General features: G+C 70.3%; 20 protein-coding genes, 1 tRNA gene and 1 riboswitch. Of the genes, 9 read left to right on the top strand and 12 right to left on the bottom strand.

Features of this window, described 5'->3' with window-relative positions; genetic code table 11:
- Positions 1-9 precede the first annotated feature (9 nt).
- From ACZ69I_RS00300 to ACZ69I_RS00290, 3 genes are read right to left on the bottom strand one after another with little or no spacing between them, the layout of a single operon-like run.
- On the bottom strand, positions 10-975 hold the full coding sequence (locus ACZ69I_RS00300; RefSeq protein ID WP_470830623.1) for an ABC transporter ATP-binding protein: 966 nt from the start codon (positions 973-975) through the stop codon (positions 10-12).
- Between the two features lie 21 nt (positions 976-996).
- Positions 997-1,836, bottom strand: a complete 840-nt coding sequence (locus tag ACZ69I_RS00295) for an ABC transporter permease (protein ID WP_467669875.1) — start codon at positions 1,834-1,836, stop codon at positions 997-999.
- Complete coding sequence (locus ACZ69I_RS00290; RefSeq protein ID WP_467669877.1) at positions 1,829-2,650, bottom strand: ABC transporter permease; 822 nt, start codon at positions 2,648-2,650, stop codon at positions 1,829-1,831. The genes ACZ69I_RS00295 and ACZ69I_RS00290 overlap by 8 nt, the downstream gene beginning before the upstream one ends.
- 199 nt (positions 2,651-2,849) lie before the next feature.
- Here ACZ69I_RS00290 and ACZ69I_RS00285 point away from each other — a divergent pair, with 199 nt between their 5' ends.
- Positions 2,850-5,333: a transglycosylase domain-containing protein gene (locus ACZ69I_RS00285; protein ID WP_470829774.1), complete on the top strand. Its 2,484-nt coding sequence runs from the start codon at positions 2,850-2,852 to the stop codon at positions 5,331-5,333.
- A 43-nt stretch (positions 5,334-5,376) separates the two neighbouring features.
- Here ACZ69I_RS00285 and ACZ69I_RS00280 read toward each other — a convergent pair whose 3' ends face one another.
- From ACZ69I_RS00280 to ACZ69I_RS00270, 3 genes are all read right to left on the bottom strand, one after another.
- Complete coding sequence (locus tag ACZ69I_RS00280; RefSeq protein ID WP_389713243.1) at positions 5,377-5,697, bottom strand: DMT family transporter; 321 nt, start codon at positions 5,695-5,697, stop codon at positions 5,377-5,379.
- A gap of 46 nt (positions 5,698-5,743) precedes the next feature.
- Positions 5,744-5,809: riboswitch (guanidine-III (ykkC-III) riboswitch) on the bottom strand.
- Positions 5,810-5,918: 109 nt separating this feature from the next.
- On the bottom strand, positions 5,919-6,263 hold the full coding sequence (locus ACZ69I_RS00275) for a GroES family chaperonin (RefSeq protein ID WP_389713242.1): 345 nt from the start codon (positions 6,261-6,263) through the stop codon (positions 5,919-5,921).
- Between the two features lie 66 nt (positions 6,264-6,329).
- Positions 6,330-6,650: a DUF3618 domain-containing protein gene (locus tag ACZ69I_RS00270; RefSeq protein WP_384253753.1), complete on the bottom strand. Its 321-nt coding sequence runs from the start codon at positions 6,648-6,650 to the stop codon at positions 6,330-6,332.
- Positions 6,651-6,855: 205 nt separating this feature from the next.
- Here ACZ69I_RS00270 and bcp point away from each other — a divergent pair, with 205 nt between their 5' ends.
- The 4 genes from bcp to ACZ69I_RS00250 all read left to right on the top strand — a co-directional run bounded on the left by bcp (position 6,856) and on the right by ACZ69I_RS00250 (position 10,275).
- Positions 6,856-7,323 carry a thioredoxin-dependent thiol peroxidase gene (bcp, locus tag ACZ69I_RS00265; RefSeq protein WP_467669882.1) on the top strand — a complete coding sequence of 156 codons (468 nt, stop codon included), beginning with the start codon at positions 6,856-6,858 and terminating at the stop codon, positions 7,321-7,323.
- 127 nt (positions 7,324-7,450) lie between these two features.
- Positions 7,451-8,947 carry a glycine betaine/L-proline transporter ProP gene (proP, locus tag ACZ69I_RS00260; protein WP_470829772.1) on the top strand — a complete coding sequence of 499 codons (1,497 nt, stop codon included), beginning with the start codon at positions 7,451-7,453 and terminating at the stop codon, positions 8,945-8,947.
- Positions 8,948-9,092: 145 nt separating this feature from the next.
- Entirely contained in the window at positions 9,093-10,136 is a 1,044-nt protein-coding gene (locus ACZ69I_RS00255) for an HNH endonuclease (RefSeq protein ID WP_470829770.1), read from the top strand.
- A 54-nt stretch (positions 10,137-10,190) separates the two neighbouring features.
- Positions 10,191-10,275: transfer RNA gene (locus ACZ69I_RS00250), tRNA-Leu, on the top strand.
- Positions 10,276-10,331: 56 nt separating this feature from the next.
- Here the strand turns inward: ACZ69I_RS00250 and rdgB are convergent.
- The 4 genes from rdgB to ACZ69I_RS00230 form a co-directional block, all read right to left on the bottom strand.
- Positions 10,332-10,934, bottom strand: a complete 603-nt coding sequence (rdgB, locus tag ACZ69I_RS00245; protein ID WP_467669888.1) for an RdgB/HAM1 family non-canonical purine NTP pyrophosphatase — start codon at positions 10,932-10,934, stop codon at positions 10,332-10,334.
- Between the two features lie 34 nt (positions 10,935-10,968).
- The gene (locus ACZ69I_RS00240) at positions 10,969-11,364 is read right to left on the bottom strand and encodes a hypothetical protein (protein WP_467669890.1); all 396 of its coding nucleotides are present in this window, start codon (positions 11,362-11,364) and stop codon (positions 10,969-10,971) included.
- A gap of 108 nt (positions 11,365-11,472) precedes the next feature.
- Entirely contained in the window at positions 11,473-12,213 is a 741-nt protein-coding gene (rph, locus tag ACZ69I_RS00235; RefSeq protein WP_467669892.1) for a ribonuclease PH, read from the bottom strand.
- A gap of 172 nt (positions 12,214-12,385) precedes the next feature.
- Positions 12,386-12,730: a PTS sugar transporter subunit IIB gene (locus ACZ69I_RS00230; protein WP_470829768.1), complete on the bottom strand. Its 345-nt coding sequence runs from the start codon at positions 12,728-12,730 to the stop codon at positions 12,386-12,388.
- Positions 12,731-12,884: 154 nt separating this feature from the next.
- Between ACZ69I_RS00230 and ACZ69I_RS00225 the strand changes: the two genes are divergently transcribed.
- The 3 genes from ACZ69I_RS00225 (at position 12,885) to ACZ69I_RS00215 (ending at position 16,771) form a co-directional block, all read left to right on the top strand.
- A complete protein-coding gene (locus ACZ69I_RS00225; protein ID WP_467669896.1) occupies positions 12,885-14,198 on the top strand; it encodes a PTS transporter subunit EIIC in 1,314 nt (437 codons plus the stop codon).
- A 256-nt stretch (positions 14,199-14,454) separates the two neighbouring features.
- The gene (locus ACZ69I_RS00220; RefSeq protein ID WP_467669898.1) at positions 14,455-15,732 is read left to right on the top strand and encodes a PTS transporter subunit EIIC; all 1,278 of its coding nucleotides are present in this window, start codon (positions 14,455-14,457) and stop codon (positions 15,730-15,732) included.
- Between the two features lie 88 nt (positions 15,733-15,820).
- Complete coding sequence (locus tag ACZ69I_RS00215) at positions 15,821-16,771, top strand: DUF7916 family protein (protein ID WP_470829767.1); 951 nt, start codon at positions 15,821-15,823, stop codon at positions 16,769-16,771.
- Here the strand turns inward: ACZ69I_RS00215 and ACZ69I_RS00210 are convergent.
- Positions 16,768-17,520, bottom strand: a complete 753-nt coding sequence (locus tag ACZ69I_RS00210) for an MBL fold metallo-hydrolase (protein ID WP_467669902.1) — start codon at positions 17,518-17,520, stop codon at positions 16,768-16,770. The genes ACZ69I_RS00215 and ACZ69I_RS00210 overlap by 4 nt on opposite strands.
- A gap of 199 nt (positions 17,521-17,719) precedes the next feature.
- Here ACZ69I_RS00210 and ACZ69I_RS00205 point away from each other — a divergent pair, with 199 nt between their 5' ends.
- Entirely contained in the window at positions 17,720-18,181 is a 462-nt protein-coding gene (locus ACZ69I_RS00205; RefSeq protein WP_467669904.1) for a type II toxin-antitoxin system PemK/MazF family toxin, read from the top strand.
- A 117-nt stretch (positions 18,182-18,298) separates the two neighbouring features.
- Here the strand turns inward: ACZ69I_RS00205 and ACZ69I_RS00200 are convergent, their stop codons facing one another.
- Entirely contained in the window at positions 18,299-19,252 is a 954-nt protein-coding gene (locus ACZ69I_RS00200; RefSeq protein ID WP_470829766.1) for a PLP-dependent cysteine synthase family protein, read from the bottom strand.
- Between the last annotated feature and the right edge of the window lie 3 nt (positions 19,253-19,255).

Here is a 19,255-nt window from a genome sequence, read left to right as displayed (position 1 = left end):
GCCGGCAGCCTACGAGGTCGGCCTCTCCGCGTACATCTTGGCGATGACCGCCTCGATGTCCGGTTCCCTGACCGAGAGATCGGCCAGCGGATACCGGGCCGCGATCCGCGCGACGAGCGGAGCAGCCGACTCCGCCGCGGGGAAGGCGAGCCACTGCCGCGGCCCCTCCACCTTGACCACCCGCGCCGACTCGTCCTCGATGGCCGGGAGTTCGCGCTCCAGGTCGACGACCAGGGTGCGCTCGCTCTCGCCCACCTCGTGCAGCCCGGCCAGCGGCCCGTCGTACATCAGACGCCCGTGGTCGATGACCATCACGCGCTTGCAGAGCTGCTCGATGTCGGTCAGGTCGTGCGTGGTCAGGAGCACGGTCGTGCCGGACTCCTCGTTCAAGTCCCGCAGGAAACCCCGCACCTTGGCCTTGCTGACCACGTCGAGGCCGATCGTCGGCTCGTCCAGGTACAGCACCTCCGGGTCGTGCAGGAGCGCCGCCGCGATGTCGCCGCGCATCCGCTGGCCGAGGGAGAGCTGGCGCACGGGGACGTCCAACAGGTCGGCGAGTTCGAGGAGTTCGACGCACCGGTCGAGGTTCTCGGCGAACCGCTTGTCCGGGATGCGGTACATCCGGTGCATCAGGCGGTAGGAGTCGATCAGCGGCAGGTCCCACCAGAGCGTGGTGCGCTGGCCGAAGACGACGCCGATGCGCCGGGCGAGACGGGTGCGCTCGCGCGCGGGATCGATGCCGGCCACGCGCAGGCGCCCGCCGCTGGGAGTGAGGATGCCCGTCAGCATCTTGATCGTCGTGGACTTGCCCGCGCCGTTGGGCCCGATGTAGCCGACCATCTCGCCGCGCGGCACGGTGAAGGAGATCCCGTCGACGGCCCGCACCTGGCGCCGTTCGCGCCGCAGGAAGCCGGTCTTCCTGCGGACGTCGAAGACCTTCTCGACGCCGTCAAGCTCGATGAGGCCGGTGTCCATGAGGTCGTTGTCCACGGTGGTTCAGCTCCCGGTGCTGCGGTACGAACGGAGGCCTGCGCGCCAGGCGAGACCGGCCAGGGCGAGACACCCGGCGGCCACGAGCGGCGGCGCGAACGCCACCCACGTCGGCAGGTCGAGGGGGTAGGGCCGCCCCAGCACGTACAGCGCGGGCAGCCAGTTGACGAAGGCGAGCGGCAGGACGAAGGTGACGCCGCGCAGCAGGTCCTTGGCGAAGACGGTCGGCGGATACTGCAGCAGGGTGGTGCCGCCGTACGTGAACGCGTTCTGCACCTCGGCCGCGTCCTGCGCCACGAACTGGAAGGCGCCGCCCATCACGAACACGGCCCCGAAGATGCCCGCCCCGCACACCAGCATCCCCGGCACCATCAGGACCTTCAGCGGCGTCCAGCCGACGTCCAGGACGACGAGCGCGTACGCGAGGACGAGCGCCCCCTGGGTGAGCCGGCCGACCCGGTGCAGCCCGAAGCGGTCCGCGGCGACCTGCGCGATGACGGGCACGGGCCGCACCAGGAGCGTGTCGAGCGTGCCGTCGCGCACCCGTCTGCCGAGGCGGTCCATGGAGCCGATGAGGAGGTCGGCGAGTCCGAACGCGGTGCACGAGACGCCGTAGAGGAAGGCGATCTCGGGAAGCCCGTAGCCGCCGAGCCGGTCCACCTGCGAGAACATCAGCAGGATGGCCACGAAGTCGAAGGCCGTCACCGCGAAGTTGCCGAACGCGGTCAGCGCGAAGGAGACGCGGTAGGCCATGAGGGAGCGGATCCACATGGCGGAGATCAGCCGGTAGGCGCGCAGCCCCTCACGCGCCTGCCCCAGCCGGGAGAACCGTCGCGGCTCAGCCACCCTGGACCACCACCCGTCGCGTCGCCGCGGCCTGCAGCAGCCGCCCGGCCGTGAGCAGCACCGCCGCCCAGCCGAGCTGGAAGGCGTAGAGCCGCAGCAGGCCGGTGCCGGAGTGCTCGCCGAGGAAGACGTCGGCGGGCAGCTGGAGGAGCGCCGACCAGGGCAGGGCGCGGGCGACCTCGCCGAGCGCGCCGGGGAAGACGTTCAGCGGGAGCAGCATCCCGGAGAAGAAGGTGCCCGCGAGCATCGCCACCTGCAGGGTGCCCGCACCGTCGAGGAGCCAGAACGCGGAGAGCGCCACCAGGTAGCGGAGCGCGAAGCCGACGACCGCGCCGAGGCCGACGGCCACCAGGAACGCCGACCAGCGCGCCACGCCCCGGGGCAGCGCCAGGTCGAAGAGGAGGGCGCCGAAGGCCATCGGCAGGACGCCGCGGCCCAGCAGCTGGAAGGCGCCCCGGCCGAGGTCGGCCGCCAGCCACCAGAGCTGCAGGTCGGCGGGCCGGTAGAGGTCGACGGCGATGTCGCCGGTGCGGATCCGCTCGATCAGCTCGTTCTCGAAGCCGCCGCCCATCAGCGCCATCGCGGTCAGCAGGCCCTGGCCCAGCCAGACGTAGGTGAGCGCCTGCGACTGGTCGTAGCCGCCGAGCCCCGGCCGCTCGTCCCACAGGGCCAGATAGGTGTACGCGAGAATGAGACCGAAGACGGAGTTGGTGAACACTCCGGCCGCGGTCGCCACCCGGTACGTGGCATATCTGCGGAAGCTGCCCCCGGCGACGGCCGCGTACAAACGGAACCGTCCTGTACGCACGTGCATCCCTTCCAGCGTGAGCTTCGTTCCGCGGTGGGCCAAAGCGCTGGAGCCTAGTGCGATCGGGGGCGCTCGTGCCAGGCATTTTCGGCGCGAGGGCGCGGCCTGGTCACGAACCCCCGGGGCCACGGTGTGCAATGGGGGGTGGCAATGGGGTTTACGAGGCGTACTGGACGTATCACGCTAACCGGGAGTTCCGCACGACATGAGTGACGAGCCGCAGCAGCAGGGTTCTGCCGGGCGCAAGGGCTGGGCGCCCAGGGAGCCGCAGGACAAGCCCGCCGCCGCACCGGCGGGCACTCCCGGGGGCACGGCGGCGGCCGGGGGCGGCGAGGGGGCGGGGGCCGGGGCGGCCGGGGCCAAGAGGCCCAAGCGCCCCAAGCGCAAGGGCTGGCGGCGGATCTTCCCGACCTGGCGCATGGTCCTCGGCGGCTTCATCCTGCTGGTCCTGCTGCTCGTCGGCGGCTTCACGGCGGGCTACCTGCTGGTCGACATCCCCGCGGCGAACTCCGCGGCCACCAAGCAGAGCAACGTCTACCTGTACTCCGACGGCACCCAGATCGCCCGCGACGGCGAGGTCAACCGCGAGAAGGTGCCGCTCAAGCAGATCCCGCTGGTCGTCCAGCACGCCGCGCTCGCCGCCGAGGACCGCGACTTCTACGGCGAGTCCGCGGTCGACCCGAAGGCGATGCTCCGCGCGGCCTGGAACACCGTCACCGGCAAGGGCAAGCAGTCCGGCTCCACGATCACCCAGCAGTACGTGAAGAACTACTACCTGGGCCAGGAGCAGACGGTCACCCGCAAGGTGAAGGAGTTCTTCATCTCCATCAAGCTGGACCGCGAGGTGAGCAAGGACGACATCCTCGAGGGCTATCTGAACACCAGCTACTTCGGCCGCAACGCGTACGGCATCCAGGCCGCCGCCCAGGCGTACTACGGCGAGAACGTCCAGGACCTCTCCGCCGCCCAGGGCGCCTACCTCGCCACCCTCCTCAACTCCCCCAACGCGTACGACGTCGCCACGCACCCCGAGAACAAGCCGCGCGCGGCGGGCCGCTGGAACTACGTCCTGGACGGCATGGTCAAGGAGGGCTGGCTCAGCAAGGCCGACCGGGCGAAGGCGAAGTTCCCGGTGCCCGACGAGGCCAAGGGCGCGGCGGGCCTGTCCGGGCAGCGCGGCTATGTCGTCAAGGCCGTCGAGGACTACCTCACCAGCAACAAGATCATCGAGGAGGACACCCTCGCCAAGGGCGGCTACCGCATCACCACGACCCTCCAGAAGGATCGTCAGGACGCCTTCAAGAAGGCCGTCGACGAGCAGGTGATGTCCAAGGTCGACAAGGACGCCCGCAAGGTCGACCGCAACGTGCGCGCGGGCGGCGCCTCCATCGATCCGGAGTCCGGCAAGGTCGTCGCGATGTACGGCGGCATCGACTACACCAAGCAGTACGTCAACAACGCGACGCGGCGTGACTACCAGGTGGGCTCCACGTTCAAGCCGTTCGTCTTCACCTCCGCGGTGGAAAACGGCTCGGTCACCCAGGACGGCCGCCCGATCACCCCGAACACCGTCTACGACGGCACCAACAAGCGTCCCGTTCAGGGCTGGAGCGGCGGCACGTACGCCCCCGAGAACGAGGACAACGTCGACTACGGCGACATCTCCGTGCGCACCGCCACCGACAAGTCCGTGAACTCGGTGTACGCGCAGATGGCCGTCGACGTCGGCTCCGACAAGGTCAGGGACACCGCGATCGACCTCGGCGTCCCGGAGAACACCCCGGACCTGACCGCGTCCCCCTCCATCGCGCTCGGCCCGTCCACCGCGAGCGTCCTCGACATGACCGAGGCGTACGCGACGCTGGCCAACCACGGCAAGCACGGCACGTACTCGCTCGTCGAGAAGATCACCAAGGACGGCGACGAGGTCGAACTGCCGGAGCAGAAGACCCAGCAGGCCGTGACCCGCGAGGCCGCCGACACCACCACCTCCATCCTGCAGAGCGTCGTCGAGGGCGGCACCGGCACGGCGGCGCAGGGCGCGGGCCGCCCGGCCGCGGGCAAGACCGGCACCGCCGAGAACGACACGGCCGCCTGGTTCGCCGGCTACACCCCCGAACTGGCGACGGTGGTCGCGGTGATGGGCCAGAACCCCGACACCGGCGCCCACACCCCGCTCTACGGGGCGCTCGGCGAGCCCCGCATCAACGGCGGCGCCTACCCGGCCCGCGTCTGGGCGCAGTTCACCAAGGCGGCCCTGGAGGGCAAGCCGGTCAAGGACTTCGACCTGGAGCTCGAACAGGGCGCCGACGAACCGCTGCCGCCGCCCGCCACCACCGGGACCGGCGGCGACGGGGACCCGGAGACCGGTGGTGGCGGCACGGACGGCGGCCCGGACACCGGCGGCAACCAGGACACGGGCGGCACCACGAACGGCGGCCCGGACACCGGGGGCCAGAACGGCGGCCAGACGGGTGGCCCCGGCACCGGCGGGCAGACCGGGGGCCAGACGGGCGGCCAGGACGGCGGAACGGCCGACGGCGGCCCCACGGACGGCGGCACCGACACCGGCGGGCCCACCGACGGCGGCGCCCAGGGCGGGCCGACCGACGGCGGCACCGATACGGGAGGGCCCACCGACGGCGGCACCGACGACGGTGGTGCCCTCGGGGGCCTCACGGACGGGTAGCGGCCCCCGCGGGGGCGGCCCCGGCGGGGGCGGCCCCGGCCGCTCAGTGGCCGGAGGTCGCCTTCAGGCCGACCACGGCGACAAGCAGCAGACAGACGAAGAAGATCCGGGCGGCGGTGACCGGCTCACCCAGAATCACCATGCCGAGCACCGCGGCACCGGCGGCTCCGATGCCGACCCACACCCCGTAGGCCGTACCGATCGGCAGCGTCTTGGCGGCCTGCGACAGCAGCATCATGCTGGCCACGATGCCCGCGCCGGTGAACAGGCTCGGCCACAGGCGGGTGAAACCGTCCGTGTACTTCATCCCGATCGACCAGCCCACTTCGAGCAGACCGGCGACGATCAGCAGAACCCAGGCCATGACAGCACCTCCGACGAGCGGAACGCGAGAACGCGTTACTTGATGGGGTGCGTCGTCTTTGCGGAATCCCGGTACGGCGCGTCTCGTCGGGGTGCTTCCACGGTAGCAAAGGGCACGCAAAAGGGGCTGGTGACGATGGTCACCAGCCCCTTGGAAGCACTGTCGCGGGCCCTCGGTCACAGCTATCTCGACCACGGATACCTCGGCTACAGGTACCTCGGCTACAGGTACAGGCCCGTCGAGTCCTCCGAGCCCTCGAACCGGTCGGCGGCCACGGCGTGCAGATCGCGCTCGCGCATCAGGACGTAGGCCACGCCCCGCACCTCCACCTCGGCACGGTCCTCCGGGTCGTACAGGACCCGGTCGCCCGGCTCGACCGTACGCACGTTCTGCCCGACGGCGACCACCTCGGCCCAGGCGAGCCGCCGGCCCACGGCCGCGGTCGCCGGGATCAGGATGCCGCCACCGGAGCGCCGCTCGCCCTCGCTGGTGTCCTGCCGCACGAGCACCCGGTCGTGCAGCATCCGGATGGGCAGCTTGTCGTCGTGGGGGTTCTTCTCGCTCACGCCCCAGAACCTACCTGCCCCGGCCGCCGCCGTGGTGTCCCGGGTCGGCGCTCACGCGCCCGCACCTCAGTCGCCGCGCCGCCGCGAGCTCACCACGAGGAGCCCCACGAGGCCCACCGCCACCAGGGCCACCGGCACGATCCGCTCGATGCGCGGCGCTCCGTCCTCGGTGACCAGCTGTCCGCGCACGTCCGAGACGAAGCGGTTCGCCCCGACATAGGCCCGGCCCAGCGTGTTGTCCACACTGGACACGACCTTCGCCTTCGCGTCGCCGACGATCGTCTTCGGGTGGACGCGCACCCCGATCTCGTCGAGGGTCTCGGCCAACTGGTCGCGCCGGCGCTTGATGTCCGCCTCGATCTGCGCAGGGGTCCTGGCATCCGACACCGCGCTGCCTCCGTGGTCGTAGCTGATAACTGAACCGCTGATAACTGAACCGGTGATGCGTGGAGCTCTACCGCTGTACCCCACAGTCTGTCAGCTTCGCGCTCACCGCACCCCACGGCACCCCTATTACGCTCGACTCCGTCACCACACCACACCCTTTCCCGAAGCACCCGCTTCGCGAAGCACCCGCGCGAGGAGACCGACCATGAGCGAGCGACTGCAGCCCGGCGACACCGCCCCCGCCTTCACCCTGCCCGACGCCGACGGCAAGGACGTCTCCCTGGCTGCTCACAAGGGCCGCAAGGTCATCGTGTACTTCTACCCGGCCGCCCTCACCCCCGGCTGCACCAAGCAGGCCTGCGACTTCACGGACAACCTCGACGCGCTGGCCGCCGCCGGGTACGACGTCATCGGCGTGTCGCCGGACAAGCCGGAGAAGCTCGCGAAGTTCCGCGAGCAGGAGAACCTCAAGGTCACGCTGGTCGGCGACCCCTCCAAGGCGACCCTTGAGGCGTACGGCGCCTTCGGCGAGAAGAAGCTCTACGGCAAGACGGTGACCGGCGTGATCCGCTCGACCGTCGTGGTGGACGAGCAGGGCAAGGTCGAGCACGCGTTCTACAACGTCAAGGCGACGGGCCACGTGGCGAAGATCATCCGGGACCTCGGCGTCTGAGCCGCCCCGCGCCGTACCCTCCCCGCACTGTGACGAAGCCCCCCTCACGGGGGGCTTTCGTTTGCGTCGGCGATGTTGGAGCAAGTGATCCCAGGGGGTATGTACGAAGGACGAAAGGATCAACTCCATGGCGGCCCACGATGAGACCGAGACGGATACCGAGGCGGTAAAACGCCACCGGACCCTGTTCCGGGCCGTGAAGCGCCGCAGGAACCCGCCCCTGCGCCGCACCGACATCACCGTCACGGACGAAGCCGCGGTCAAGCGGGCCGTCAAAGCGGCCTCGCTCGGCAACGCCATGGAATGGTTCGACTTCGGCATCTACAGCTATCTGGCCGTCACCATCGGCCACGTCTTCTTCCCGTCCGGGAACGACACGGCGCAGCTGATCTCCTCCTTCGCCACCTTCGCGGTCTCCTTCCTGGTCCGGCCCATCGGCGGCATGGTCTTCGGCCCGATGGGCGACAAGATCGGCCGCAAGAAGGTCCTCGCGATGACGATGATCATGATGGCCATCGGCACCCTCGCCATCGGCCTGATCCCGTCCTACGACACCATCGGCTTCTGGGCCCCGGTCCTGCTGATCTTCTTCCGCCTCGTACAGGGCTTCTCCACGGGCGGTGAGTACGGCGGCGCCTCCACCTTCATCGCGGAGTACGCCCCCGACAAGCGGCGCGGCTACTTCGGCAGCTTCCTGGAGATGGGCACCCTCGCCGGCTACACCGGCGCGGCGGGCCTGGTGCTCATCCTCAACTCGGCGCTCGGCTCGGACGCCATGGAGTCCTGGGGCTGGCGCCTGCCGTTCCTCGTCGCGGGGCCGCTCGGCCTCGTCGGCCTCTACCTGCGGCTCAAGCTCGACGAGACCCCCGCGTTCCAGAAGATGGAGGACGCCACCTTCCACTCGGCGTCCGAGGGCGCCTCCACCGTGGAGTCGACGGCCAAGGGCGACCTGGCGAAGATCTTCCGCGACCACTGGCCCACGCTGGTCCTCTGCATCGCCCTGGTCGGTGCGTACAACGTCACCGACTACATGCTCCTGTCGTACATGCCGACGTACCTCTCCGACGAGCTCGGCTACGACGACTCCCACGGCCTGCTGATCCTCATCGGCACGATGGTCGTCCTGATGCTGATCATCACCCGGATCGGCAAGCTCTCCGACCGCTTCGGCCGCAAGCCGCTCCTGATGACCGGCATGGTCGGCTTCCTGGTCGTCTCGATCCCGGCCTTCCTGCTGATCAAGCAGGGCAGCCTGGTCGCGGTCTCCGCCGGAATGCTGCTGCTCGGCCTCTCCCTGGTCTGCCTCCTCGGCACGATGTCGGCGACCCTGCCCGCCCTCTTCCCCACCTCCGTGCGCTACGGCTCCCTCTCCGTCGGCTACAACCTCTCCGCCTCCCTCTTCGGCGGCACCGCGCCCCTGGTGATCACGTCACTGATCAGCGTCACGGGCACGGACATGGTCCCGGCGTACTACTCGATGGCGGCGGCCGTCGTCGGTGTCATCGCGGTGGCGTGCATGAAGGAGACGGCCCAGAAGCCGCTGTCCGGCTCGCCGCCGTCGGTGGAGACGAAGGAGGAAGCGGCGGAGATGGTCGAGGCCCAGGCCCTGGCCCCCAAGTTCTGACCTCTCCCGCCTCCCACCTGCCATCGGAACGGCCCGCCCCACTTCAAGTGAGGCGGGCCGTTCCGCATATCGGACGTGACGGTCCGATTGTCGGTTCGTTACTCCGTACGGGGCTGCGAACGCGTGGCCGGAGGGGAGGGGTGGCATGGCGGTGTCGAAGGATGCCGAGGCCGACCGCGGCAGGGCTGCCGCGGTCGATCCGTACGACCGGGACACGCTGGCTGCCGCCGTCTCCGGAGTCCGCAACTGGTCGGCGCTGATGCGGCATCTCGGACTCGCGGAAAGCGGCGGGCGACGACGGATACTCCAGGAGAAGGTCGCCGCCTACGGAATCGACACCGGGCACTTCACCAAGCTCAGCCCCTGGCGCAAGTACACGGACGAGGCCATCGGCCTGGCGGTGGCCTCGTCGACGACACTCCGCGAGGTCGCGCTGTATCTCGGGGCCACACCTGCCACCGGCACGATGTCGCATCTCGCCCGGCGTATCGAGCGCGCGGGCCTCGACGTCAGCCACTTCCCGGCCATGCACCGAGAACGACTCGACCTGCCGTTCACGGCCCGGCAACTGGCGCTCGCCACTGCCGAATCGTCCAGTATGCGAGGTGCGGCGCGGGCCCTGGGTGTACCCGACGACAGCCGATCGCGAGCGACGCTGGCCCGCATGCTGCGCGAGCACGGCATCGACACCTCGCACTTCCGCAACGCCCGTCTCGCGATCGACGAAACGGCCCTCCGTGCCGCCGTGCCCGAGGCGACGGGCTTCGCGGACGTCATGCGGAGGCTCGGCCTTGAGGTTTGCGATGTCAACCACCGCCGAGTCCGGCGCACGGTGTCCCGGCTGGGCCTCGACACCAGCCATTTCAAGCGCCGGGCCTGGGGGCAGGCGGACCGCCCCGGACCGCCACCGCTCGCTCAGCGTGTGCTCGTAGTCCTGCCGGACCACGCCGGGCGCACCAACCGGTCCCAGCTCCACCGAGCCCTGACCGAAATCGGCGTGCCCTACGAGTGCGCGTGGTGTGGCAATACCGGCGCATGGCTCGGGCAAACGATCACCCTTCAGATCGACCACGCCAACGGGGACTGGCGTGACAACCGGCGGGAGAATCTACGGTACCTGTGCCCCAACTGCCACGCGCTGACGGAGACGTGGTGCCGCCGAAAGAGGAGGCGGCCTCTCGCCGGGTGACCTGCCCTGCCCGTACACTGAACGCCGCCGGTCAGACCGTGTGACCGTTTTTGAGCGGCCGTGATGGAATTTGGCAGTCATGCTGGGTTTAGGTCCCAGTGGGTTAACACCCGTGTGGGTTCGAGTCCCACCGGCCGCACCTTCAACGGGCCGCGGGGCCGGTCCGCCAACGACCGGCCCCGCGGCCCGTTCGCGTCAGCCCAACAACTCCCGCACCACCGGCACCAACCCCCGGAACGCCTTCCCCCGGTGGCTGATCGCGTTCTTCTCCGCGGCGGAGAGTTCCGCGCACGTGCGCGACTCGCCCTCCGGCTGGAGGATCGGGTCGTAGCCGAAGCCGCCCGTGCCCGCGGGGGCGGTGCGGAGTACGCCGCTCAGGCGGCCTTCCACCACGCGTTCCGTGCCGTCGGGGAGGGCGAGGGCCGCCGCGCAGGCGAAGTGGGCCGCGCGGTGTTCCGCGGCGATGTCGCCGAGCTGGGCGAGGAGCAGGTCGAGGTTGGCCCGGTCGTCGCCGTGGCGGCCGGCCCAGCGGGCGGAGAAGATGCCGGGGGCCCCGCCGAGGACGTCGACGCAGAGGCCGGAGTCGTCGGCGACGGCGGGCAGGCCGGTGGCCCTGGCGAGGGCGTGGGCCTTGAGGAGGGCGTTCTCGGCGAAGGTGACGCCGGTTTCCTTGACGTCGGGGATCTCCGGGTAGGCGTCCGCGCCGACGAGTTCGTGGGCGAGGCCCGCGTCGGCGAGGATGGCGTTCAGTTCCGTGATCTTGCCGGCGTTGCGGGTGGCGAGGATGAGGCGGGTCATGCCCCCCAGTATCCCGGGGAGCCGACCGCGTCCGTCACGGCGTGCAGACCTTGGTGAGTTCGCCCGCCGCGTCGGTGATCGGGCCGACGTCGGGGGTGGCGTCCCCGTTCCTGATCGACCGGCGGACGTTGTCGACGGCCTTGTCGAGGTCGTCGACGGCCTTGCTCACGTCGGTGTCGTCGGTCTTCTCGTCGATCTTGTCGAGGTTCTTGCCGATGTCGTCGAGGGCGCGGTCCGCCTCGGCGGGGTTGTCGCCCGCGTTCTCGACGGCCTGCTGGAGGTCGGTGACGCTGTCGGCGATGGTGTCCGCGGTCTGGACGCAGTCCAGGGCCTTGGAGACGGCGTCGCAGCCGACGAGGCCGGCGCCGGCCGGGATGACGATCAGTGCCGTGACGACGGCGGTGGCGATACGACGGTGGCGCGCGGCCATGGTTCGGTCCCTCCCCGGGTGCGTACGGACGCGCGGTTCTGCCCGTGCGCCCGTACTCGTAATAACGTCCGTCGAGGGGTGGTTGGTTGCCTGCCGTACCCCAGTTGGTCAGCGCGTCGCTTCGAGCGCCTCGCGCTGGAAGGTGGCGAGGTCCTCGCAGCCGCCGACGGCGAGGTCGAGGAGGGCGTTGAGCTCCTTGCGGGCGAAGGGCTCGGCCTCGGCGGTGCCCTGGACCTCGACGAAGCGGCCGTCGCCGGTGCAGACGACGTTCATGTCGGTGTCGGCCCTGACGTCCTCCTCGTAGCAGAGGTCGAGGAGCGGTACGCCGCCGACGATGCCGACGGAGACGGCGCTGACGGTGCCGGTGAGGGGCTGGCGGCCGTGCTTGATCAGCTTCTTGCCCTGGGCCCAGGTGACGGCGTCGGCGAGGGCGACGTAGGCACCGGTGATGGCGGCGGTGCGGGTGCCGCCGTCGGCCTGGAGGACGTCGCAGTCCAGGACGATGGTGTTCTCGCCGAGTGCCTTGTAGTCGACGACGGCGCGGAGCGAGCGGCCGATGAGGCGGCTGATCTCGTGGGTGCGGCCGCCGATCTTGCCGCGGACGGCTTCGCGGTCGCCGCGGGTGTTGGTGGAGCGGGGCAGCATCGAGTACTCGGCGGTGACCCAGCCCTCGCCGCTGCCCTTGCGCCAGCGCGGGACGCCTTCGGTGACGGAGGCGGTGCAGAAGACCTTGGTGTCGCCGAAGGAGATGAGGACGGAGCCCTCGGCGTGCTTGCTCCAGCCGCGTTCGATGGTGACGGGGCGGAGCTGTTCGGGGGTGCGGCCGTCGATGCGGGGCGTTGAGGACATGCGGTGAGCCTAGCGTTTGGGCGGGGGCGGATTCGGCCGTGGGGCTGCGCCCCCGGCTCCCCCCTGTCGCGCTTCGCGCTCGCCCTCGAACGCCGGACGGGCTGGATCGCCCGCGCGGAGGGGCCCCGTCCTGCGAGCAGGTCGGGGCCCCTCGGACCGTGAGTTCAGGAACTCACATCATGTCTTCGATGTCCGCGGCGATCGGGTCGGCGTCGGTGCCGATGACGACCTGGATCGCGGTGCCCATCTTGACGACGCCGTGGGCGCCGGCGGCCTTCAGCGCGGCGTCGTCGACCAGGGCGGGGTCCTTGACCTCGGTGCGGAGGCGGGTGATGCAGCCCTCGACCTCTTCGATGTTGTCGATGCCGCCGAGCCCGGCAACGATCTTCTCAGCCTTGCTGGCCATGGTGTTCTCCCTGTTGTTCTCACGGCTGGGGGGTCCGGGGTCGCTCCCGGGGGTGCAGCCAACGTCGCGGCGTTCGACCCACCGTCGGACCGCTTTGTCACGGTAACGCACGGTTGGACCATCTTCGCGGGCGGTTACGGCAGTCGTACCCAATGATGACGATCAAGGTGCCGTCCCTCACCGGACGGCACTCCCACCGTTCCGCAACTGGTCTACACCAGTTTTCAACGACCGCCAAACCTGGCTTGTTCCGGGAGGGACGCCGATGAGTTCCCCAGCCGCAGCGGTGCCGCAGAAGAAGTGGTGGAACGGCCTGTTCCAGGGTCTGCAGAAGATGGGCCGCAGCCTTCAGCTGCCCATCGCGGTCCTGCCCGCCGCGGGCATCCTGAACCGGCTCGGGCAGCCCGACGTGTTCGGCGAGGACGGTCTGGGCTGGACGAACGTGGCCAAGGTCTTCGCGGCGGCGGGCGGTTCGCTGCTCGACTCCACGCTCGGCCTGCCGCTGCTGTTCTGCATCGGCGTCGCGATCGGCATGGCGAAGAAGGCGGACGGCTCCACGGCGCTCGCGGCGGTCACGGGCTTCCTCGTCTACTACGCGGTGCTCCGCGCCTTCCCCGACGACTGCCCGCAGGACACCACGTTCGGCGCGGCGGGCATGTGGAGCGGGGTGTGCGTGGCCGAGGACGGGACGGTCGCGCAGGCCGCGTACCAGAATCCCGGGGTCTTCGGCGGCATCGTGATGGGGCTGCTCGCCGCCTGGTTCTGGCAGCGCTACCACCGGGTGAAGCTGGTGGACTGGCTCGGCTTCTTCAACGGCCGCCGCCTGGTGCCGATCATCATGGCCTTCGTCGGCCTGGTCTTCGCAGGCCTCTGCGTGTGGATCTGGCCGCCCGTCGGCGACGCGCTGACCAGCTTCTCCAAGTGGCTCGTCGATCTCGGCTGGCTGGGCTCGGGCATCTTCGGCGTCGCCAACCGCGCGCTGCTCACGGTCGGCCTGCACCAGTTCCTGAACACCTTCGTCTGGTTCCAGTTCGGCGACTACACGAAGCCGGACGGCACGATGGTGCACGGCGACATCAACCGGTTCCTCGCGGGCGACCCGACGGCGGGCCAGTTCACCTCGGGCTTCTTCCCGATCATGATGTTCGCGCTGCCCGCGGCGGCCCTCGCGATCACGCACTGCGCGCGCCCGGAGCGCCGCAAGGTGGTCGGCGGCCTGATGCTCTCGGTCGGCCTGACGTCGTTCGTCACGGGCATCACCGAGCCGATCGAGTACTCGTTCCTCTTCATCGCGCCCCTGCTGTACGCGATCCACGCGGTGCTCACCGGTGTGTCGATGGCGGTGACGTGGGCGCTGGGCGTGAAGGACGGCTTCAGCTTCTCGGCGGGGCTGATCGACTACGTCATCAACTGGAGTCTCGCGACCAAGCCATGGCTGATCATCCCGATCGGACTGTGCTTCGCCGTCGTGTACTACGCGCTATTCCGCTTCGTCATCACGAAGTTCGATCTGCACACCCCCGGACGTGAACCGGAGGAGGAAGCAGAGGCTTTGGACAGGGAGCAGACGAAGGCGTAACTTCCCGAGCGAGGAAGCTCCTCGCGTTCCGCTTACCGGCCCTCGGACCCTCGGTCCGGGGGTCTTTCGTCTGTCATATCCGGATATGGCCGAGCCCACAGGAATCGCGGGTTCCTTACGTCACCTTCACCGTGCTACAACAGGTCTACACCACTAATTGGTGTAGACCACGCGGCCTTCTCGCCGCGTCCCCCGGAGACGCCGCCGTCCCCCACTTACCTGTCCCCAGGCGGCGCCTTGCCCACTGGAGGAAGTTGTGTCCACGGCCAGTTCCGCTCCTGCGGCCGACAAGAAGAAGGGCGCCGGCGTGATGGCTGTCATGCAGCGCATCGGCCGCAGCCTCATGCTGCCGGTCGCCGTGCTGCCCGCCGCAGCCCTCCTGGTCCGTTTCGGCCAGGACGACATGCTCGGCAAGGAGTCCTTCCCGACCTTCATCAACAAGCTCGCGAGCTACATGGCGGCGGGCGGCGGCGCGCTGCTCGACAACATGGCGCTGCTGTTCTGCGTCGGCATCGCGATCGGCTTCGCGAAGAAGTCGGACGGCTCGACGGCCCTCGCGGCCGTCACCGGCTACCTGGTCTTCCAGAAGGTGCTCGCCACCTTCACGGACAAGAACCTGCCGAAGGTCGCCTCCGTCGCGGACGGCAAGATAGTCATGAACGAGGCGCCGGTGAACGCCGGTGTGCTCGGCGGCGTGGTCATGGGCATCATCGTCGCCCTGCTCTACCAGAAGTTCTACCGGACCAAGCTGCCCGACTGGGCCGGCTTCTTCGGCGGCCGCCGTCTCGTCCCGATCCTGTCCGCCTTCGCGGGTCTGGTCGCGGGCATCGTCTTCGGTCTGATCTGGCCGGTCCTCGGCACCGGCATCCACAACTTCAGTGAGTGGCTGGTCGGTTCGGGCGCCGTCGGCGCGGGTGTCTTCGGTGTCGCCAACCGCGCGCTGATCCCCGTCGGCATGCACCACCTCCTGAACTCCTTCCCGTGGTTCCAGGCGGGCACCCACACCGACGGCGGCGTGGACTACCACGGCGACATCGCGCGCTTCCTGCACCACGACCCGAGCGCGGGCCAGTTCATGACCGGCTTCTTCCCGATCATGATGTTCGCCCTCCCGGCCGCCTGCCTCGCGATCGTGCACTGCGCCCGTCCCGAGCGCCGCAAGGTCGTCGGCGGCATGATGTTCTCCCTCGCGGCCACCGCGTTCGTGACCGGTGTGACCGAGCCGATCGAGTTCACCTTCATGTTCATCGCGCCGGTCCTGTACGCGATCCACGCGGTGCTCACCGGTGTCTCCATGGCGCTGACCTGGGCGCTCGGCATGAAGGACGGCTTCGGCTTCTCGGCAGGCGCGGTCGACTTCCTGCTGAACCTCGGCATCGCGAAGAACCCGTGGGGCCTCGCCCTGGTCGGCCTCTGCTTCGCGGCGGTCTACTACGTGGTCTTCCGCTTCGCGATCACCAAGTTCAACCTCCCGACGCCGGGCCGCGAGTCCGACGAGGAGCTCGCCGAGCTCCAGAAGGCCGAGGGCAAGTAGCCTCCGCCGCATCCCAGTGACGTAAGCCCCTCGCCGTCGGTACCAATGGCGAGGGGCTTCGCCGTGCCCGGCGGCATACGGTCGGGGCATGAGCGACGAGCAGCAGACCCCCCGCATCCTCGACCTCGGCCGCGAGCGCCTCGCCGCCCTGCGCGGCCGCGCCCTGACCGCCTCCGTGGCCGCCGCCGAGGGCCGCACCATGGTCGCCGAGGTCTTCGCCGACCGCGCCGCCCTGGTCCCGGTGCCGGGCATGCCGGGCGTCCACAACGCCGAGCTCGTCGCGGCCTTCGGCGCCGACCTCGTCGTACTGAACCTCATCGAGCGCGCCTGGGACGGCGAGCGCCTCGACCTGCCGGGCCTCGGCACGTTCACCTCCATCGCCGACCTCGCCGCGTACATCGGCCGCCCCGTCGGCATCAACCTGGAGCCCGGTGACGTCCCCGAGATCCGCCGCGCCACGCCCGAGTACGCCAAGCGCCTGGTCGACATGGGCGCGGCGATGCTCTGTCTGACGGCGAACCCGGGCACGGGCGGCTCGTACGAGGGGCTGGCGCGGGTCACCGAGGAGCTGCGCGCCGGGCTCGGCGACGACGTGGCGCTGTGGAGCGGCAAGATGCACCACGCGGGCCACCCGGAGCGGCTCACGGTGGACCGGCTGACGTCGCTGGTGGACGCGGGCGCCGATGGTGTCGTCATGCCCCTGCCGGGCACGCTGCCGGGCGTCACCAAGGAGCTGGCCGCGCGGGCGGTGGCGGCCGTGCAGGACGCGGGCGCGGTGGTGATGGGCGCGATCGGCACCAGCCAGGAGGGGTCGCACGCGAACGTGGTGCCCCAACTCGCCCTGACGGCGAAGGAGGTGGGCGTCGACGCCCACCACTTCGGGGACTCGTTCCTGCCGGGGATGTGCGACCCGGAGGTCATGTACGACTACTCGGTGGCGATCCGCGGCCGCCGCCACACGTGGAACCGGATGGCGCTGGGCGGCCGCGGGTACCGGCGTACGGCGACGGCCCGGCCCGAGCCGAACGAAAGGCCCTAGATCTCGTACGTCGCGCCGGGCTCCGCGAGGCCGGTCGGGCCCGCGTAGACCGCGCGGGCGTCGGCGAGGTTCGTCCGGGGGTCCGTCCACGGCGGGATGTGCGTGAGCAGCAGCCTTCCCGCACCGGCGCGCCGGGCGGACTCGCCCGCCTCGCGGCCGTTCAGGTGCAGGTCCGGGATGTTCTCCTTGCCGTGCGTGAAGGCGGCCTCGCACAGGAAGAGGTCGCTGCCGGCGGCGAGTTCGTCCAGGGCGGCGCAGGGGCCGGTGTCCCCGGAGTACGTGAGGGACCTCCCGGCGTGCTCGACGCGGATGGCGTACGCCTCGACGGGGTGGCACATCTTCTCGGTGCGTACGGCGAACGGGCCGATGTCGAACGAGGCGGGCTTGACCGTGTGGAAGTCGAAGACCTCGCTCATCGAGGAGGCGGAGGGCGTGTCGGCGTACGCGGTGGTCAGACGCTGCTCGGTGCCCTCGGGGCCGAAGACCGGGATGGGGGCGCAGCGGCCGCCCTCGTGCCGGTAGTAGCGCGCGACGAAGTACGCGCACATGTCGATGCAGTGATCGGCGTGCAGATGGCTGAGGAAGATCGCGTCGAGGTCGTACAGACCGATGTGGCGCTGCAGCTCGCCGAGGGCGCCGTTGCCCATGTCGAGCAGCAACCGGAAGCCGTCGGCCTCGACGAGGTAGCTCGAACAGGCCGAATCCGCGGACGGAAACGACCCCGAGCAGCCGACGACGGTGAGCTTCATGAAGCTGGAACCTCCGCGCTGGCAGGAGAGCTGGGGAGTGGTGAGCGGTGCGTCGAGCGTAAGGCGCAAAAGCCCTGGTCGCTCCTCCGTCGCGGGCCGTTGTGGGGGAACTCACCTGCACTGTCACCGGTTCGGGGGTCTCTTGGGGCGCTCGGGGCGCGGTGGGCGGCGGGGCGTGCGCGCCGGTACCGTCGACCCCATGGACACGTCCTGGTGGCTGGCGCTGGCCGCCGTGGTGGTACTCGCGCTCGTCGTCACACTGGTGGACGGCTGGGGGCGCGGACCTCGGGTGTCCAGCTCCCGGCCGCCGGGCGGGACCCGCCCGCCGCGGGGCCCCCGCCGCCGGCTGCCCGCGCCCCGGCCTGCGGAGATCTGGTGGGCGCGGGTCCCGTACGAGGACGGCCCGGGCGGCAAGGACCGGCCCTGCCTGGTCCTGTCCGTGCACGGCAGGAGCGCCCGCGTAGCGAAGATCACGAGCAAGTACCACGACGAGCGGGCGGGCGTGATCACTCTGCCGCCCGGCGCGGTGGGCGACGCCCGGGGCCGCCCGAGCTTCCTGGAGCCGGACGAACTGCGGGACGTCCCGCTGGCGGAGTTCCGGCGCCGGGCCGGGGTGGTGGATCCGGTGGTGTGGGATCAGGTGAGGTATCTGGCCGGGTAGCCCCGGCCGCCCCCGGCGCGCCGTCCCCGGGCCTCCGTCCCGGACCCCGTTCCTCACATGCCGAAGGGGCTGGTTCGTGTCCCAGCCCCAGCCCCTCCTGCACCGCTCAGCCCGCGCCTACGCCCACAGCTGACCGTGCAACGTCTCGATCGCCGCTTCCGTGGTGGCCGCGGTGTAGACGCCGGTCGACAGGTACTTCCATCCGCCGTCGGCGACGACGAAGACGATGTCGGCGGACTCCCCCGCCTTGACCGCCTTCCTGCCGACCCCGATCGCCGCGTGCAGCGCGGCCCCCGTGGAGACGCCCGCGAAGATGCCCTCCTGCTGAAGGAGTTCCCGGGTCCGGGTGACGGCGTCGGCGGAGCCGACGGAGAAGCGGGTGGTCAGGACCGAGGCGTCGTACAGCTCGGGAACGAAGCCCTCGTCGAGGTTGCGCAGGCCGTAGACGAGGTCGTCGTAGCGCGGCTCGGCGGCGACGATCTTGACGTCGGGCTTGTGCTCGCGCAGGTAGCGGCCGACCCCCATGAGCGTGCCGGTGGTGCCCAGACCGGCCACGAAGTGGGTGATGGACGGGAGGTCGGTGAGGATCTCCGGTCCCGTCGTCGCGTAGTGGGCGCCCGCGTTGTCCGGGTTGCCGTACTGGTAGAGCATGACCCAGTCCGGGTGCTCGGCGGCGAGCTCCTTGGCGACGCGTACGGCCGTGTTGGAGCCGCCGGCCGCCGGGGAGGAGACGATCTCGGCGCCCCACATGGCGAGCAGGTCGCGCCGCTCCTGGGAGGTGTTCTCCGGCATGACGCACACGATGCGGTAGCCCTTGAGCCTGGCCGCCATGGCGAGCGAGATGCCGGTGTTGCCGGAGGTCGGCTCCAGGATCGTGCAGCCGGGCGTCAACCGGCCGTCCTTCTCGGCCTGTTCGACCATGTGGAGGGCGGGCCGGTCCTTGATGGAACCGGTCGGGTTGCGGTCCTCCAGCTTGGCCCAGACGCGGACCTCGTCCGAGGGCGAGAGCCGCGGCAGGCGGACGAGCGGCGTGTTGCCGACCGCGGCGAGCGGGGAGTCGTAGCGAGGCATCCG

Source organism: Streptomyces sp. NPDC036815 (genome assembly GCF_055609205.1).
This window is presented reverse-complemented; position numbering and strand designations above follow the sequence as displayed.

What these genes read in the sequence shown, in the direction of transcription:
- rdgB (WP_467669888.1), bottom strand. Translation starts at nt 10,934, where the DNA reads ATGACCCGCCTCATCCTCGCCACCCGCAACGCCGGCAAGATCACGGAA.
- ACZ69I_RS00285 (WP_470829774.1), top strand. Translation starts at nt 2,850, where the DNA reads ATGAGTGACGAGCCGCAGCAGCAGGGTTCTGCCGGGCGCAAGGGCTGG.
- proP (WP_470829772.1), top strand. Translation starts at nt 7,451, where the DNA reads ATGGCGGCCCACGATGAGACCGAGACGGATACCGAGGCGGTAAAACGC.
- bcp (WP_467669882.1), top strand. Translation starts at nt 6,856, where the DNA reads ATGAGCGAGCGACTGCAGCCCGGCGACACCGCCCCCGCCTTCACCCTG.
- ACZ69I_RS00205 (WP_467669904.1), top strand. Translation starts at nt 17,720, where the DNA reads ATGGACACGTCCTGGTGGCTGGCGCTGGCCGCCGTGGTGGTACTCGCG.
- ACZ69I_RS00290 (WP_467669877.1), bottom strand. Translation starts at nt 2,650, where the DNA reads ATGCACGTGCGTACAGGACGGTTCCGTTTGTACGCGGCCGTCGCCGGG.
- ACZ69I_RS00215 (WP_470829767.1), top strand. Translation starts at nt 15,821, where the DNA reads ATGAGCGACGAGCAGCAGACCCCCCGCATCCTCGACCTCGGCCGCGAG.
- ACZ69I_RS00255 (WP_470829770.1), top strand. Translation starts at nt 9,093, where the DNA reads ATGGCGGTGTCGAAGGATGCCGAGGCCGACCGCGGCAGGGCTGCCGCG.
- ACZ69I_RS00300 (WP_470830623.1), bottom strand. Translation starts at nt 975, where the DNA reads ATGGACACCGGCCTCATCGAGCTTGACGGCGTCGAGAAGGTCTTCGAC.
- ACZ69I_RS00240 (WP_467669890.1), bottom strand. Translation starts at nt 11,364, where the DNA reads ATGGCCGCGCGCCACCGTCGTATCGCCACCGCCGTCGTCACGGCACTG.
- ACZ69I_RS00225 (WP_467669896.1), top strand. Translation starts at nt 12,885, where the DNA reads ATGAGTTCCCCAGCCGCAGCGGTGCCGCAGAAGAAGTGGTGGAACGGC.
- ACZ69I_RS00280 (WP_389713243.1), bottom strand. Translation starts at nt 5,697, where the DNA reads ATGGCCTGGGTTCTGCTGATCGTCGCCGGTCTGCTCGAAGTGGGCTGG.
- ACZ69I_RS00200 (WP_470829766.1), bottom strand. Translation starts at nt 19,252, where the DNA reads ATGCCTCGCTACGACTCCCCGCTCGCCGCGGTCGGCAACACGCCGCTC.
- ACZ69I_RS00210 (WP_467669902.1), bottom strand. Translation starts at nt 17,520, where the DNA reads ATGAAGCTCACCGTCGTCGGCTGCTCGGGGTCGTTTCCGTCCGCGGAT.
- rph (WP_467669892.1), bottom strand. Translation starts at nt 12,213, where the DNA reads ATGTCCTCAACGCCCCGCATCGACGGCCGCACCCCCGAACAGCTCCGC.